Below are 16,942 nucleotides of genomic sequence, written 5' to 3' on the forward strand. Positions count from 1 at the left end.
GATGGAAATGAATGTTTTTTATACAAAAACAAAAAGACTTTTTTAGACCTTTAACGAGCAAGTACCGCGAGCAAATTGCCAGCTGTCTGCAGTCTCTATATCAACAACTTTATACCATTCAGGCGGATTATGATTCTCTTAATACGCGAGAGAAGCTGGTTGCCTTATTTCAAGAAACGGTGACTCGGTCGCCTGTTTTTGACGGAGATACAGAAGAAGACAGTAATCTACCGGTTCGAAATGACCGTGAACAAGCAAACTGGATCTTAAATACTTTGCTTGAGTATGGCTGGCTAGAGAAACAGGTGGACGAAGCGACTCTGCAAAGTTCATATGCTTTCACAAGAATTGGGCGGCTCTTTACTCAATCGATCGTTGAAACTAGTGGAGCGGCTTATCGTACGCGCCATCGAAACACGCGTAACGTCCGAAATGCACTAAAAGTTTTTATCGACCAGGGCGACGTTTATGATTTGCTTGATGCTTTTGAGTTTTCTGAAAGAATCATATCTGACTTTAGCGATACTATAGCCGAATTAGATGAGCGAAAACGACAGCTGGTTAAAGAAGTTGAAGCTCAACAACTGGTCGAAAAAGCCAGTGAAGAATTTTTTGAGTTTATGGAAAAACGATTTATGCCGGATTTGTCGATTCGTTTATCGGCAGACAGTGTTGAAAAATGGCGTGATGAAATTCAAGATTCAATTAATAAAGCTCGTCGAAAACGAAAGGAATTTAAAGCTGATGCAGAGAAAAGTTTGCGTAAAGTCGCTCCAGAACTTATTGAGCATCAAAATACTTCTGTCTATTTGATGATTTTGGAAAGAATAGAGCAAAGAATTCACCGCGCATCCGAAATTATGTTGCCTGCTTTGCGGCGTTCATTGCATGGATTTACTCGTCGAGCAGACATCATTATGCGTCAATTAAGCTTCTCAGCTCAAGGTCGACAAAGTGAGCTGGTTGATATATGTCAAAATCTATCACAAGAACCAACAAATTTAGTTGATGAAAAATTAGAACAGGCAGGTGAGAAACTTGCCCAATTACAAGTAGCATTTTTTGACCCGCAACAAGTTAAGCTCTATCAACGACAAAAGAAACGTGTCGTCGATACTCGGGCTGAAGATAGTGAATCGATGAATGATTCGGCGCGTAAAGATCTTTATATTCGTCAAACAGTAGAACGAGCTTTTGCATTAAGCAATAAAGATATGGCCGATTATTTAGTGAAATCTTTAGGGAAAGGTCATCGAATTTATTCGCACCAACTTCCTGTTAGCTCTGCAAGAGAACTCTTAATGAGAGCTCACGCAATTGAAGTTGGCTCAGCAGGACGACAATCCAGTGAATTTCAATTTGTGGTAGAACCAACCGGTAAACGAATAAATGATGATTATTTCGAAGCCGACGAATTTACAATTACCTTAAAGTCACGAAATGACTTAAATCAATCAGAACAGCGAGAAGTCAATGAAGCTGAGTAATGCTTTAGAAGATGCTTTACAAAATCATCATGTTTCTTTTAATGAGTTTCAGGAACTTATTGTTCGACTACTGAATTATACTGTTTTAAGTCGAAACGAAAGCGCAACAGAGCAAGCTCTCTATGATCGATATGTAAGGATAGAAGATTTAGTCAAAGATTATATGTCGATTGCGCAAATAAACTTACATCACGACAGCCACTTCCAATATGTTCGCTTATATCCCCCAGGTGCCGAAATTCCTGGAATTAGAGATGCCGATGAAAGTGCTTACTCTGGAAGTTTAAGGCAACGGTTATCGCAAAACGAAGTGGCGCTGATTTTAATTTTGCGTGTGCAATACGACAAAGCTCTTCGTGAAGGAAAAATTGATGACTCAGGTTTTGCATTAGAGTCACTCGAATCAATTTCTATTGCAATAAAAAATATGTTACGGCGACCGTTACCTGAAAAGTTAACAGAGCGGAAAAAATTATTTCAGCGTCTACGTCAATTAAGACTCATTCAATTCCGTCAGGAAGAAGATTTTGAAAGTGGTGAGACCTGGATAAAAATTCATCCTATGATCGTCAATTTTGTTAATGAGGATGCTATCGACGTTCTTTCCAATGAAGTAACGGAAGACGTTGACGGTACGGTCGATGAAGTTGTCTCATCATAATTTGAATAAATTGAGAAAAAATTTACTATGTATTTAAAAAAGCTAATTCTTGTAAATTGGGGAAACTTGCCAAATTCGGAGTTTGACTTTGGTCCCTTAAATTTATTCTCGGGTGGCAATGGCTCCGGAAAGACGACTGCTGCGGATGCTATACAAACTTTAATGACCGCTGCTCATGAAAACCTATTTCAGTTTAATCCAGGGCAAGATGAGACAACACAGAGAGGACGAGGTGGCAAAAAGGTCCGCACGTTAGCTTCTTATATTCTAGGCTGTGATGATGGCAGTTATTCACGGTTAAACCCAACTGATGGGTATATTGTTGGCATTTTCCATCCAACCGAAAATGAAGATGGGGCTCCCTTTGCCGCCATGTTAGCGGTTAGAGCTTTTGTTGAAAAAGCTGGTAATAATAAATTGGCTAAGCAAGATTCCCTGCATTTTTATATTATTAAAAATCAATTTGAAAATACTCAAATAAATCTGAATCACTTAGTTTTGGACCTGGGGAAGAACAAGAGTATTTTAACACTGGAAAATTGCCACACGTCGTTAATTCAAAACTTTGGTAATCCGAATGTTGAAAAATACGACACAAAACGAGCCTATTTACGCCGGCTGTACGGTGCTTTGAGAGGTAAAAAAGATGCTGTTGCTGAAAGTGAAGCACTAAATAGCGCAAAGGCTTTTTCTCGGTTCATGGCTTACAAGCCTGTTCAAAGCATCGATCGTTTTGTTTCAGAAGAAATTCTCGAAAAGAAGGATCTGGGTGAGGCTATTCGTTCAATATCAGGACAACTTAAAACCATTCACGGAATGGAACGAGATGCAGCACGATTAACATCATCTATTGGAATTTTACAGCAGTCTAGAGAATACTCTCAGACTTACATCGATTTATGGTCCGATTTACAGTACCAAAATTATTTATTGGCACAAAACGACTTTTTGTCTCGGCAGAAACATTATTTATCAAATAAAGAACAACAGAAGTTCTGTGAAGACCAAATCAGAGAGCATCAAAAGTCGATTGAGATTACTCGAGATCGACGTGAACAGCTTCATGAACAGAGAGTCGCGTTAGAAGCTCAGCGACTTGGGATTTCGGCTCTTCAAGAGAAAGATGAAATATCTAAAGATATAAAAGCAGAAGAGAAAAAACTTTCTCAACTAGCGCAATTATTGCTAACAGAAGATAAACAAGTTCAAGAAACTCAAAAAGCCTGCAACTCCATTATTGATGCTTTGAAGTCAAAAGAAGTACAACAGGCTATGCCTGAATTAATCAGTGGCGATAGTTTAAAGGTTACAAGAAAGTTTCAGAAATTATTGAGCCAAGATGCATTAGACGTACAGGCATTATTAGGTAAAGACTTAATGAACGATATCCAAATGCTTGAAAAACAGTTGGATCAAGTTAGAGAGTTGCAGTCTGAACAGCATAACTGGGTCAATCATTGGGTGTATGCTGGTAAGGAAGATCGTTCATTGCTTAAATCGGTTGCATCTCGACTTTCCCGATTAGAAATGGACTATGAACGAATAGCGAAAGAACGAAGTAATAAGCAAAAAGAAATAGAACGACTCGATCAAATGCAGGTGAGTTATCCTGATTATGTGGTTCGAGCGATTGATGCGATTAATAATGCGCTTCCTAAAGCTGATCCACGAGTGTTATGTGATCATGTTGAAGTCACTGATGAACAATGGCAAGCCGCTATCGAAGGTTATATTGGCGGCGCTCGTTTTTCAATTATTGTTGAACCAGAATTTGAAGCAGATGCTATTCGGATAATTCGTGGATTACCTGGTAGAGCGAGTAAAGCCAGAATAATCCAAGGGGAAAAGGCCTATCGAGACTGCGAGCGTTTATCATTAGACAACGATAGTATCATAAATGTATTAGATTTTACTCACGCAACGGCAAAACATTATTTAACGGCGAGTTATGGAGCCGTGTTGTGCGTAGAAGATACAGAAGCCTTAAAGATGACGCGGCGCGGAGTCACTAAAGACTGTTTAGCATCGGGTAACTACTCAATGTGGCGATGTGATATCGATGACTCAGAATTAGTGTTTGGTATTGAGGCAAGAAAACGGGCTACACTTGCGAAGCAGTCTGAGTTAAATCGCTTAACAGAGCAATGGCAATTAACGAATGACCGAATGCAGGGAATTAAACAGTTGCTCAGCTCTTTGGAGTCTCTAAAGCATTTAAATATTGCGGATGTTCTTTCTCAAATGCTCAGTTGTCATAGAGAACTGCAAAAGTTAGAAAACTTAATACAACAAATCGATCTTGATGATCATGGTGAGCTTGAAGACAAACTGAGCCAGTTTAAATCGCAAGAAGAAGAGTTTCGCGTTCAAGAAGATACTTTGATTAAACAGATTGGTCAGCTCGAGGAAAAGCTCGCAAGTTTGAAACGTGCTATTAAAAAGATAGCTGATGATCAAGATGCAACTCAGCAACAAGTCGAAAACTGTGAGCAAGCATTAAAGGCAATTTCAGAAGATTGGCCAAATGTTGATTATGAATCAAAGTTAATGGATGCTGAGGAAAAAGCGCCTTCTCTTGATAGAGAACTCGCTTTGCAGCACAAAGATAGTCTTGAGTCACAGTTGCACACAACTGAGAGAAAGTTTGATGATTCGATAAAGTCTCATAATCAAAACAGTTTGCCGGGCGATGCAGTAGCTTACGATGTTTTTAGTGGCGACTATAATCAAGCATTATTTCGAACCATATGTCAGCTTCAGCGGCAAATTGATACTATTTATAACCGCCTTAAGAATAATATTCTGGTCGAGAAACACGGTCAGCTGCAAAAGCTCAAAGAAAGTTTTAATAATGCTTTTGTGAGTAACCTTTGTCATTCGATACATCAAGCGATCAATGATGGAAAGCGCCAAATTGAAATGCTTAATCATGAGTTGCAATACCATAAGTTTGGTGATGACCGAGAAACATTTCGCTTTGACTTTGAGTGGCTACCAGAATACAAAGAGTACTCAAAATTTTTCGAAGAGATTATTAGGAATCCCGATTTAGGAGACGGTCAAACTTTGTTTGATGCAAAGTTAACAAAAGCTTCTCAAAAAGTTAGAGATCGGCTTATGACTATGCTATTGGATGATGATGAAGATAAAGCACTAAGAGAACTCGATCGTATCGCCGATTATCGAAATTATCATCGATATGAAATTTATAAAGAAGTTGAAGGAAAACCTGCAATTCCTCTTTCTGAGTATGGGACAGGATCTGGTGGCCAACTTGAAACTCCCGCTTATATTATTCGAGCAGCGGCAATAACCAGTGCTTTTCGTTTCAGCGAAGGGAAGTCCCACTTGAGAATGGTGCTAGTTGATGAAGCCTTCTCGAAGATGGATGAAACTCGATCGCGAGAAGTCATTCAATACCTAACAGATTCGCTTGGATTGCAGCTGGTGTTCATTATGCCTACCAGTAAATGTGGACCATATATGGATCTTATTACAAATGAATTTGTCTACGCAAAATGCCCGAGTGCGGTACCTCGTGGTGAGCTAACCACTCGTGTTTTGGTTGACAGGAAAGTATGTAATCAAGAAAAAATACAAGAGTTATGGGCTAATCATAGAAACACAATCTATCAACAAGCTGAAATTGATTTTATGCAATCGTTGGAAGCTTAACCTGTCACATTCGCCTTTTTTTTAAATCACATTTCTTTAAATTAGCCAGCGCAATTTGTGCTGGCTAGTTGAGCTTTCAAATGCTTTTAGTGTAGGTCCGAAATTAAGAACGCTGCCTAATATCGGAACTACTCCGCAGATATCCTCGAAAGTTACCTTGGGAGTTTTGCAATCCGACGAAAATCACGGACTTTTATTTTTTAACGCTATACTTTCCTTGCTGCATAACAAAATCGATGTTCGGTAACTCACCGAAAATAGCTGTAAACATTTGGATATATGCATGTATAAGTTAAAGGACCATTTTTGATGAATAGCACGGCAATCGCTGACTCGCTTGCGGCCACTATTCCTAATCTCGTCACTCAACTATGGACTGAAGAAGAATTTGCTAATAAGCAGCAAGACTGGAGTTCGTTACTTGAGCTATCCGATAGTGATCCCATTTTTTTGAGTTGGGAATGGATGTATTACTGGTGGAAGAACTTTTCACGCTCATCGGATGAGTTGCGAGTCATTGCCGTCTATTCCGGAAATGAGCTTGTTGGGATCGCTCCCTTGTATTTATCTGAAAGATTTTATCTTCATGGGCTCATTAAGACGCGTTCATTACAACTGATGGGAAAACGACAGTCTAAAAGTGGTGGAATAAGAGCTGAGTATATGGACTTTATTATTCATCCTCAGTTTCGAGAGTCAGGAATTCGAGCCATTTTTGACTTCATTTACAAAAGCACAAACTGTGATGAAATTGTTTTAGAGGACTTTTTACTCGATAGTCCAAATTGGCGCTTCATCGATAACGAGTTAACGATGTGGAATTTCTATCGCCGTGTGGATAGTGAAGGGTGCGGTTATGTTATTGATTGCCAGGGTGAATTTTCTGATTATTTGTCCGCACTGGGAAGAAACACTCGGTTACGGCTTTATTTGCGACGAAAACGTCTAAAAAGCATGGGAGATATTCGTTTGATTGATATCCAGGAGTTTGGCCCTGAAAAGTTTTTTTCCATGCTTAAATCGTGTCATGAGGCAAGGTGGGGAAAGTCTTTTCTAAATGACTCTGTTGTCGATTTTATTGAGAAGATATCTTCCAACTATACGAGTGGTCCAATCTCAATGACACACTCAAGCGTTTTAGTTGTTGGTGATCAACCTGTTTCGTTCATGCTTAATTTTGAAAAAGATGGCAAGATTCATTTTATATCAGGCGGTTATCTAGAGAACTTTAATAAGCGCTTAGCTTTGGGCACTTTGCATCTTGGTTATATGTTAGAAGAATGCTTTAAAAATGCTGATGTTTATTACTTTGACTTACTTGAGGGTAAGGGTAAAAATGTCAATTATAAAAAGAAGTTAGCCAAGACGGGGCCTAAAATGATTACGCAAAGGTGCATTCGGTCACAGCTATTAAAATTAATCTTCAAATTTTATGATAAGTGGCTCAGATATTAATTGATTTATGAGATTTATTTCGTATACTTGATCAGTAGTTCAACTTTATTCTAAATTAATCACAAAAGGGAGTTTGTCATGTTACAAGCATGTAATCCAAGTAAAGTTCTTAAAGTTGTTTCTCTCATTTTCGCCGCACTCGGACTATCTGTCGCTTCCGCGAACACGCAACTGTGTTTAAAGAAAGAAATCAGTAGCGATGGTGTGACTTGGTATGACGCTAATACCGAAGTAGAAGCGGTCGTCATTAATTCTGATGCATTTTTTCGTTTTACGGCTTACAAATGCCCTGACGCTTTTGGTGGACTCTACGGTATCGTGTTGACCGATCCTCAAATCGGTGTCGCTGTTAATATGGAAGATTTACCAAGCGATGAAAGTGATTTTACTCCCAGTGTTTATGAAACTGTGGCTGCCAACTATTGTGATGGTTATGAAGGTACCATTGAAAATGTAGCAACTGTAGAAGGTTGGTCAATGATTTCCGATACTATCCGTATTGCATCTGATAATGCATGGGCTCGCTGCGAATCAGTACCTCAAGGTGGTGAAGGCTGTACTCCTGGTTATTGGAAACAAACTCATCATTTAGATTCATGGCCTGTATCTGAGACTACCTTGTTTTCAGAAGTATTCGATCGGGTTATTACCATTCGTTTGAAACGTCAGGGTGAAGTGACGGATCCTACATTATTTGAAGCTCTTGCTGCTAAAGGTGGTAAAGTTAATACGGCTGCTCGTCATGCAACGGCTGCTTATTTAAATGCTCTGTCTGCAGGTGTCAGCTTTGACATGACAACCGATGGCGTCATTGATGCTTTCCAGACTAGCTACGACAATAACGATTATGGTCCATTGATTCAAAGTTTGGTTGATTTCAACGAACAAGGTTGTCCTTTAAACTAATATCATTGAAAAACTGCTCAGCAAAGCTGGGCAGTTTTTTATCCGAGCAATATTTCCTTTCTTGTAATTTCCTTACCATAAAAAATATTGACCGATCTTTGATTGGCTTACGTTTTTCAGTAGAAAAAGTGAGCAATGTGTATCAAATTCGTAAGTAATATCGCCATTGGCTTGTAATTATCGGATGAATGTCATAAAACGGCTGGATAATCTTTAAAGGACTAGTACTGTTTTTGACATACTGAACATGAATTATGAATCATTCAAAATATATATTTATCGCTACAGCTATATCGATTTGTCTAACGCTAATGGTTATTACAGCGTGTGCTCCAAGTGAATCGAAAGCAGGTGGAGCCGGTGCTCCTGAGTTAGTAATTCTGAGTCCAGATGATAATGAAGCATTTCCCTCAGGTATGAGTGTCCTATTGGTGGCTTCTGCAATTGATGACCAAGATGGTGATTTAAGTTCGAACATAGAGTGGACATCAAGTCTTGATGGCGATCTGGGACTTGGTGCAAGTCGCCAAGTCACTTTGTCATTAGGCGAACATCAAATATCGGCAACGATTAATGATGCTGATGGTAATAGCTCAAAACAATCAATTTCTATATCGATACTTGAGGCGACGGGGGTTGCAACGCTGCAATGGGTTCCGCCAATAGAAAATGAAAATAATACTCCTCTGACTAACCTAAAGGGTTATCGTATTTACTATGGATTATCTTCGAATCGGATGGATAATGTGATCAATATCAATGATGCTTCGGCCACATCCTTTCTCGTAGATAACTTGATTACTGGCCGTCGTTACTATTTTTCAATGACGGCTATTAATGAGCAAGATATTGAAAGTAAACTTTCGAGGATTGTCCAAAAAGAAATGTGAAACGAGTCGGAGAAGCAGGGCTTTCTACTAGGATTTGCTCTATGAATAAATTATAATCTTTATAATTATTCAAAGGACAATGGAAGAGCAACACATGAATATAGAGAAAGTTAGGGAAATCCTGTCAACTCACGGTCGTTTAACTACTCCCGTCGATCAACTTCAAGATGACAGTGATTTGTATCAAGCAGGATTAACCTCTTTAGCCACCGTCGGCTTAATGCTTGCGTTAGAAGATGAGTTTGATATCGAATTCCCCGACTCTGCGCTGAGTCGCAAAACCTTTGGTAGTATCGAGTCAATCGCCGAAACCGTCGAAGATCTTTCCGAATAATAGGTACAGCATTTCAAGGAGTTAGAATTATGTTTAAGCCGACTCAAATGGATTCAAATGAGTTTAATCAAATTATTACTCAAGTTCATCAAATCGGAAAAGATATTGTCGCACCAAACGCGCAAGATGTTGATGAAAAAGCTCGATTTCCAAAAGAAGGTATAGAAGCACTTAAAGGTCTTAAGTTACTGAGCAGCTATGTACCTGAGTCTTTGGGTGGAATGGGAATGTCCATCGAACAAGTGAGCAAGGTTTGTGAAGTTCTGGGTCATTACTGCGGTTCTACAGCGATGATTTATGCCATGCATAAAATTCAGGTCGCCTGTATTGTTCATCACTGCTTAGATGAGAATTATTATCAAGGATATGTCGACAAACTTGTTTCTGAGCAGCGTTTAATTGCTTCTGCAACTACCGAAATTGGTATTGGTGGTGATTTGCTTTCCAGCTTCTGTGCTGTTGAAGCGACAGATGGAAATTTTGAACTAGAGAAAAAGGCACCTGTAATTTCTTATGCGGAAGACGCAGACGACTTAATGATTACTGCGAGACGAAATCCAGATGCGGCGAAAAGTGATCAGGTCGGTGTCTTAGTTAGTAAAGAGCAATACGAAGTAGAACCCATTTCCGATTGGGATACGCTTGGATTTCGCGGAACCTGTAGTTCTGGATTTGTTGTCAAAGCGAAAGCTTCTGTTGAGCAAATTTCTCCGGTGTCATTTACCGAGGTTCTAAGTCAAACAATGCACCCCTATTCTCATATCGTTTGGGCTTCATTGTGGTCTGGAATAGCTGCTTCTGCAGTGGATAAAGCGCGTAAGTTTGTAAAGAATGCAATGCGCAAAAATCCGAATATGCCGCCAATATCTTCTGTTCGATTGGCTGAAGTTGAGACCTTACTTTACGATATGAAAAATAACGTTACTGCCTCAATAATCGATTATGACAAGTTGTTAGCAAAAGGCGATACCGATGCCTTTACGAATTTTGGATTTGCCATTCGAGTCAATAATCTAAAGATTAAAAGTTCGCAACTACTGATCGATATTGTCGGCCAATCTATGATGATATGTGGAATTGCAAGCTATCGTAATAATTCTGACATGACCTTAGGTCGCCACATTCGTGATGCTTATGGCGCATCATTAATGGTAAATAATGATCGAATCATGATGCACAATTCATCGTTAGTTCTTATGCACAAGGAGGAAGCGGGACGTGTGTAATTTACATGGCGAGTTAGTGGAAGATTACGATAATTACCGAGAGCAACTACTCGAAGCAGGGTTGTTGCTAGGTTGTGATGTGCAGGGTGTTTATGGCCTTAGTGGTACCTTCGAAGGAATTATTGAGGCATTCGAACGTTATGTGACTAAAAATGGAAAACCACTCAATCCTGAAGTTGTCCGATTTCCTCCTATTTTGAGTCGTACGACATATTTGTCGACGGATCATATAGAAACAATGCCTGATCTAATGGGTTCGATTCATACCTTTAAAGGGAATCAAAAAGCCCAGTTGGCAATGATTGATAAAAAACAACAAGGTGAAGACTGGACATCCAGTTTGGAACCCGCTGATGTGATGATGGTTCCAGCGGCATGCTATCCTTTGTATCCAACAGCTGCGAACACGGTATTGCCAGAAGAAGGACGCCTTGTTGATCTTCGTGCTTTTGTTTTTCGTCATGAACCTTCTCCCGATCCTGCACGCATGCAAATATTCAGACAGCGAGAATTCGTTCGTCTGGGTACTCCTGAGCAAGCTAGAGCGCATAGAGACTTTTGGCTTGAGAAAGGCCAAGAGATGCTTAAAGGGGTTGGTCTACCGGTCAAGGCAGAGCTGGCTAATGATCCATTTTTTGGCCGCGGTGGAAAGGTGATGGCTGCGACTCAAAAAGAGCAAGAGTTAAAATTTGAACTGGTAGTTCCTGTTGCATCAGAAAAGAAGCTAACAGCAATTTCTTCGAGTAACTGTCACTTAGATCATTTCGGTAGTGAGTTTAATATTACGACTCAAGATGGTAACTTTGCTCATACCGCATGTATTGGATTTGGTCTTGAAAGGATAGCTCTGGCCTTATTGAAAACTCATGGACTGGATCCAGAAAAGTGGCCGCAAGAAGTTAAGCAAGTTCTGGAGTTATAAATGGATACCATTTTAAATTTGGATCCCGACTCTTACACTCGGCACTTACTGCATACACAAGAACGAGATTGGGCAGAAACCAACTGTTATGTTGATGTTTGGATTGAGCAGTTACATGCATTAGAGCTCGATCCTATTGCGGCAATGGCATTTACTCTTACTCCTGATTTTGAAGGTGATCAGTGGACATTCTTTAAGTTCCAGTTAACTGACTTATACGAACTCTATGGCGTAGAGGTCCAAGAACTTGTAATTTGGAAACCTCTAATCGATCACGTTGAAGAGCAAGTGAAACTTGGCCGGCCTGTTTTAGTAGAACTCGATTCAAAATACTTGCCTGATACTGCTGGAACCGCCTATCAGCGTGAGCACGTAAAAACAACTGTCTCTGTGAATGAGCTTGATATTGCTAATAAGCACATGGGATATTTTCACGCGCAAGGCTATTATCATTTATCAGGCGACGATTTTACCCAAGTGTTTGGATTGCCGGGTAGTGATAGTAAAGCTGTATTAGCGCCGTATGTCGAAATTGCAAAGCTGAATAATTTAGTTAAACGGTCTTCAGATGAGCTCCGAGATATATCGACTCAAATATTATTGCGTCAATTAAAAATGATGCCTAAGAATAATCCTTTTAGTGCTTTTCGAACTCGCTTTGAGTCAGATTTTGAATGGCTAAAAGGGCAAAGTATCGATATGTTTCATCAATATGCTTTTGTTACTTTTCGTCAATTTGGTGCTTGTTTTGAATTAGCTGCCAATTATTTAAAGTGGTTAGACTCAGATGATCCATCTGTCGTGAAAGCGTCTACTCTTTATAAAGAAATTTCTGAAATCACCAAGGTTTACCAATTTCAACTTGCTCGAGCCATTAGTCGAGGTAAATCTCTGAACTTAGAAGTTATTGATTCACTAGCGACAAAATGGCAAGCTGCTAGTGATTGTCTGAAGTCTCGGTTCTTGAAAGACTAAATGCCTTTGCGACAGAGAGGACTTTGCCACTAAATTTAGTGAATGAATAGCCGCAATGAGCGAGACGAGTCATTTGAGCAAAACTAATAGCGATCAAAAAGTAGAATTAGCAGAAGGCTGGACGTTATTCAAAACTCGTCCAGCTGAATGTGTTTCGCCTGAAGATATTGAATCTCATCACATAGGTAAGTTTACTGCGCAAGTTCCAAGTACGGTTGCTATGCATGCTATGGATGCAGGAGAAGATATCTGGCATCCTTCCTATGACTTTGATGATTATGATTGGTGGTACTGCTTAAACTTCGCGGATAATGAGCATAAAACGTTCGCCAAAATACTGCTCAACTTTGAGGGACTAGCGACTCTAACAACCGTTTGGTTGAATGGAGAGCTTATTTTAGATTCCGATAATATGTACCGAGGATTCGAAGTCGACATTACTCAACGTATTCAATCCAATAATACTCTCGTTATCCTTTTTCACTCAAAAAATAATTTTTTAACGCAACGTCATCCTCGACCACGATGGAAAACCAAGTTGGTCGATAACCAAAATATGCGATGGTTGCGAGCGACGGTGCTGGGGCATGTCGATGTTTGGACTCCTCCGATTAAAGCTGTTGGACCGTGGCGTCCTATTCATCTAGTTTATAAAAGTGACTTCGATGCGGTTGAATGTTCAGTAAGAACTTACGCTAAAAATAATAAGCGATATTTTGAATTAGATGGGAAAGTCACTTCTTTGGATGTAGATAAAAAGTGGACTTACCGGATAGAGCTAAATGGTCAGTCTTATCCCGTTAACATTAACGAGTGTTCTGGTAACTCCGACATAGTTAGCTCATATGCTGAAGTAGAAGATTGCGACTTATGGTGGCCACATACTCATGGCAAACCGACGTGTTACGAATATCAACTAGTCGCAACCAGTAACGAAATGGACGTTTTGTTAAAATCAGAAAAGATTGGCTTTAAGTCGATAAGATTTGACGAGCAACTCAATCAATTATTGGTTAATGGTGAACCTATATTTTGTCGCGGAACTTGCTGGACTTTAAGTGATTATCGAAGTTTAAATAGCTCCTATGACAATTTGTTAAATCATCTTACTCTCTTAAAAGATGCTGGCGTTAATATGATTCGCGTTGGCGGTACTATGATTTATGAGAGTGATGATTTCTATAGTATCTGCGATTTTTTAGGAATTCTTGTGTGGCAAGACTTCATGTTTGCCAGTATGGACTACCCATTTGAAGATGAGGTTTTTTATAGCAATATTATTGCTGAAGTAAATTATCAATTACAGCGTTTACAGTTTCATCCTTCGATCAGTGTTTTCTGTGGTAATACCGATGTGGAAGCTCAGGCAGCAATGTTTGGAATGCCTAGAGAAATTTGGACACACGCTTTTTATACAGATGTTTTATCAAAGGCTTGTGGTTCTTCACGGAAAGATGCTCATTATTTTCCTTCATCACCTACGGGTGGAGTAATGCCGTTTCATTTAAACGAAGGCGTTTCACACTATTGGGGAACAGGTGCTTATATGCATACATTTCCTGATAGCGATGCGTTCAGTGTGCGTTTTTGTTCTGAAGGAATGGGATTGTCTCATATTCCAGTGCAACAGACGATTAATCAGGTTGTTAGCAAACAAACATTATTTCCCTATTGTAATGATTGGACGAAGCGAATCCCCAGAGACTTAGGCGCTGGTTGGGATTTTGATGATATTCGAGAACATTATTTGAGAGAAGTCTTTAAAGTTGATCCTATTTTTTTAAAGCGAAGCGATGTAGACAGGTACATTAAACTTTCAAAAATAGTTACCGGATATGTTATAGCTAAAACATATGAGTCTTGGCGAAGACATGATTCTCAATGTAATGGCGGGCTTATCTGGTTCAATAAAGATTTTTGGCCTTGTGCTGGTTTCGGCATCATAGACTCAAATGATATACCTAAACCAGCTTATTATTTGATAGCTCAGTCATGGCAAACACAGTCCGTTATAATTACACAGGATGGACTTAATGGTTCTTATCTTACGGTTATTAACGAATCTTCAGAGATGCTAGAGTGTGACTTAGTGATTGAACTGTTCAAAGAGCTCGATGTTTCTGTCGCCGATACAAGTGTTAAGATATCCGTTGCATCTAATCAAAAAATTCACTTTTCCTTGGAAGCTTTGTTTGACAGGTTTTTAGACCCTTCTTATTCGTATCGATTCGGACAACCACAATTTGACATTATTGTCGCAAAGCTAATGCGAAATACTAAACTAATCAGTGACTCGGTGTGTTTTACTCATAGCATTAACCTATCACCTGCGAAAGGTAGTAGCTTAAAAGCCGAGTTAGTGAAGAAATCTGAAACGAACTTAGAGCTGAGCTTATACTCAGAAGAGTTTTTACAATTTGTAGAATTAGATTTTAAAGGTTTTACACCCGAAGATAACTATTTTCATCTACCTCCTGGTACGGAAAAAGTAATTGTCTTAAAATTAGTTAACGATAAGGTAAATCGAGTTAAAGGAAATATTTCAGCTATTAACCTAGATAGCGAAATATCTGTTAAGCTAAAGGAATAGGCGAATAAAATAAATGAATGCTAAAATGTCTGAGTTAGCAACTAATGCTGAAAGCTCGATTTGTGAACGGCACTTTTTTTGGTTGCCCGGTCAAAAAAATAGTGTTTTTTGCTGCTTGCACTTACCACTAAGTCACCATGTCAATAATCATCTAGTTATTGTATGTAATCCCATTGGTTACGAGTACAGTCATGCGCATCGAACTTTACGCCACTTATGCGACTCTCTTGCCGCTAAAGGCATTGCTGCTGTTCGGTTTGATTATCATGGAACTGGCGACTCACCCGGAACTATTCTAGATTCTGAGCGACTAGAAACATTTCAAAATAATATCAATGACGTTATCAAGCACGTTTCCTCATTTTTTGATAATCCCAAAATAACTTTATTAGGGCTTAGGCTAGGCTCAACTATTGCTGGCCTTTATGCGTCTAAGTTTCAGGTTGATAACTTGGTTTTTTGGTCACCTTGTGAAAGGGGAAGAGCATTCGTTAGAGAAATGCGAGCGCTCGATAGATTATCTGAACAAACTGAATCCATCGAAAGAGACTATATAGATAGTGCAGGATTTCTTTTGAGTAATGACACTGCCGATGAGTTATCTCAAATTAATCTCCGTGAACTCAATTACAAGGTCGCAGAACGAGTATTATTAGTTGATAGAGACGATATTTCACCTGGTAGCAAGTTTTATGAGTCATTGCTAAAAACCACATCTTACGTAACATCACAATTTGTCATGGATGGTTATACTGAGATGATGTCTGAACCTCAAGAGACACTGGTCCCAACGGGAACTCTGAATCGTATTGTCGACTGGTGTACTGAAGTACCAACCAAAACAATTCAGAAGCCGGTTATTGAATTTCAGTCAGAATTGGCCATTGAAAGTAATGACTTAGAAATTAAAGAAACAATTGTGAAGCTCGGATCGAATCAACTCTGTGCAATAATCTCTAAGCCAGCTGAAAAAGTTTCTGACTCGTTACCTACTGTTGTGTTGGCTAACTCGGGGGCTGTTCACCGTGTAGGACCAAACCGAATATATGTAGAATTGGCGAGAAAGCTTGCAAGCATTGGTTTTCAAGTAATACGTGTAGACTTAAGAAATTTGGGCGATAGTGTTTCTGGATATCCTGACAATGAAAACTCTCCATATCCAGCAGAATCAACGGAAGATATCCAGTCTGTCTTAGATACACTAAAAGTAGAGACTGGAGCGAAAGACTTTGTTATAGCTGGATTATGTTCAGGTGCACACAATGTTTTTCACACTGCGCTTGAAGTTGAAGATACATCCAATATTAGAGAAGTTATTATGATCAATCCTCTTGCGTTTTATCGTAGGCCTCACCTTTATATTGATAATTCAAAAGAGCAGTCACGAGCAAAAAATACAGAGCAATACAAGAACAGCCTTCTGAGTATTGAAAAGTGGAAAAAATTAATAAAGGCTGATGTGGATATGAAGTACTTACTGAAGTTTATTTTTAATTTTTTCATTTTAAAATCTAAAAATCTTGTTAAATCAATATTAGAAAAATTTGGTTTTGTAGAGCCCTCTCAGCTATCAAGAGATTTTCAAAAGTTAAAGTCAAAAAATATAAAACTAGCGTTCTTTATAGCATCTAAAGATCCTGGTGAATCGATAATAATGAGTCAAGCAAAAGGCGAAGTTCTAAAGTTAATGAAATCTGGTGATGTATACATAGAGCGTATCCCAGATTCTGATCATACATTTTCATCTAAGTTATGTAGGGATAATTTTATATCGATAATTTCATCTTATCTCGAGAGTCGGTATAAATACGAAAAATAGTT

General features: G+C 39.1%; 12 protein-coding genes. All 12 read left to right on the forward strand.

Features of this window, described 5'->3' with window-relative positions:
* Positions 1-11 precede the first annotated feature (11 nt).
* The 12 genes from FAX86_RS07150 to FAX86_RS07205 all read left to right on the forward strand — a co-directional run bounded on the left by FAX86_RS07150 (position 12) and on the right by FAX86_RS07205 (position 16,940).
* The gene (locus FAX86_RS07150; RefSeq protein WP_144392647.1) at positions 12-1,487 is read left to right on the forward strand and encodes a Wadjet anti-phage system protein JetA family protein; all 1,476 of its coding nucleotides are present in this window, start codon (positions 12-14) and stop codon (positions 1,485-1,487) included.
* Positions 1,474-2,148, forward strand: a complete 675-nt coding sequence (locus FAX86_RS07155; RefSeq protein WP_144392648.1) for a DUF4194 domain-containing protein — start codon at positions 1,474-1,476, stop codon at positions 2,146-2,148. The genes FAX86_RS07150 and FAX86_RS07155 overlap by 14 nt, the downstream gene beginning before the upstream one ends.
* A 27-nt stretch (positions 2,149-2,175) precedes the next feature.
* The gene (locus tag FAX86_RS07160) at positions 2,176-5,823 is read left to right on the forward strand and encodes an ATP-binding protein (RefSeq protein WP_144392649.1); all 3,648 of its coding nucleotides are present in this window, start codon (positions 2,176-2,178) and stop codon (positions 5,821-5,823) included.
* Positions 5,824-6,132: 309 nt separating this feature from the next.
* Entirely contained in the window at positions 6,133-7,278 is a 1,146-nt protein-coding gene (locus tag FAX86_RS07165) for a GNAT family N-acetyltransferase (protein ID WP_144392650.1), read from the forward strand.
* A gap of 78 nt (positions 7,279-7,356) precedes the next feature.
* A complete protein-coding gene (locus FAX86_RS07170; RefSeq protein ID WP_144392651.1) occupies positions 7,357-8,184 on the forward strand; it encodes a hypothetical protein in 828 nt (275 codons plus the stop codon).
* Between the two features lie 254 nt (positions 8,185-8,438).
* Positions 8,439-9,074 (forward strand): fibronectin type III domain-containing protein, encoded by a 636-nt coding sequence (locus FAX86_RS07175; protein ID WP_144392652.1) that lies wholly within the window; start codon positions 8,439-8,441, stop codon positions 9,072-9,074.
* 94 nt (positions 9,075-9,168) lie between these two features.
* Entirely contained in the window at positions 9,169-9,408 is a 240-nt protein-coding gene (locus FAX86_RS07180; RefSeq protein ID WP_144392653.1) for an acyl carrier protein, read from the forward strand.
* Positions 9,409-9,437: 29 nt separating this feature from the next.
* Positions 9,438-10,634, forward strand: coding sequence for an acyl-CoA dehydrogenase family protein (locus FAX86_RS07185; protein WP_144392654.1), 1,197 nt, complete (start codon positions 9,438-9,440; stop codon positions 10,632-10,634).
* On the forward strand, positions 10,627-11,556 hold the full coding sequence (locus FAX86_RS07190) for an amino acid--[acyl-carrier-protein] ligase (protein WP_144392655.1): 930 nt from the start codon (positions 10,627-10,629) through the stop codon (positions 11,554-11,556). Before FAX86_RS07185 ends, FAX86_RS07190 begins: the two co-directional genes overlap by 8 nt.
* On the forward strand, positions 11,557-12,531 hold the full coding sequence (locus FAX86_RS07195) for a DUF1839 family protein (RefSeq protein WP_144392656.1): 975 nt from the start codon (positions 11,557-11,559) through the stop codon (positions 12,529-12,531).
* Between the two features lie 55 nt (positions 12,532-12,586).
* Positions 12,587-15,121, forward strand: coding sequence for a glycoside hydrolase family 2 protein (locus FAX86_RS07200; protein ID WP_144392657.1), 2,535 nt, complete (start codon positions 12,587-12,589; stop codon positions 15,119-15,121).
* Positions 15,122-15,134: 13 nt separating this feature from the next.
* A complete protein-coding gene (locus FAX86_RS07205; RefSeq protein ID WP_144392658.1) occupies positions 15,135-16,940 on the forward strand; it encodes an alpha/beta hydrolase in 1,806 nt (601 codons plus the stop codon).
* Positions 16,941-16,942: the final 2 nt, after the last annotated feature.

Source organism: Pleionea sediminis (assembly GCF_007570825.1).
In the GTDB taxonomy this organism is placed as follows: domain Bacteria; phylum Pseudomonadota; class Gammaproteobacteria; order Enterobacterales; family Kangiellaceae; genus Pleionea; species Pleionea sediminis.

Excerpts from the sequence above, each read along its gene's own strand:
- FAX86_RS07195 (WP_144392656.1), top strand. The coding sequence starts at position 11,557 with ATGGATACCATTTTAAATTTGGATCCCGACTCTTACACTCGGCACTTA.
- FAX86_RS07170 (WP_144392651.1), top strand. The coding sequence starts at position 7,357 with ATGTTACAAGCATGTAATCCAAGTAAAGTTCTTAAAGTTGTTTCTCTC.
- FAX86_RS07185 (WP_144392654.1), top strand. The coding sequence starts at position 9,438 with ATGTTTAAGCCGACTCAAATGGATTCAAATGAGTTTAATCAAATTATT.
- FAX86_RS07205 (WP_144392658.1), top strand. The coding sequence starts at position 15,135 with ATGAATGCTAAAATGTCTGAGTTAGCAACTAATGCTGAAAGCTCGATT.
- FAX86_RS07180 (WP_144392653.1), top strand. The coding sequence starts at position 9,169 with ATGAATATAGAGAAAGTTAGGGAAATCCTGTCAACTCACGGTCGTTTA.
- FAX86_RS07160 (WP_144392649.1), top strand. The coding sequence starts at position 2,176 with ATGTATTTAAAAAAGCTAATTCTTGTAAATTGGGGAAACTTGCCAAAT.
- FAX86_RS07200 (WP_144392657.1), top strand. The coding sequence starts at position 12,587 with ATGAGCGAGACGAGTCATTTGAGCAAAACTAATAGCGATCAAAAAGTA.
- FAX86_RS07150 (WP_144392647.1), top strand. The coding sequence starts at position 12 with ATGTTTTTTATACAAAAACAAAAAGACTTTTTTAGACCTTTAACGAGC.
- FAX86_RS07165 (WP_144392650.1), top strand. The coding sequence starts at position 6,133 with ATGAATAGCACGGCAATCGCTGACTCGCTTGCGGCCACTATTCCTAAT.
- FAX86_RS07155 (WP_144392648.1), top strand. The coding sequence starts at position 1,474 with ATGAAGCTGAGTAATGCTTTAGAAGATGCTTTACAAAATCATCATGTT.
- FAX86_RS07175 (WP_144392652.1), top strand. The coding sequence starts at position 8,439 with ATGAATCATTCAAAATATATATTTATCGCTACAGCTATATCGATTTGT.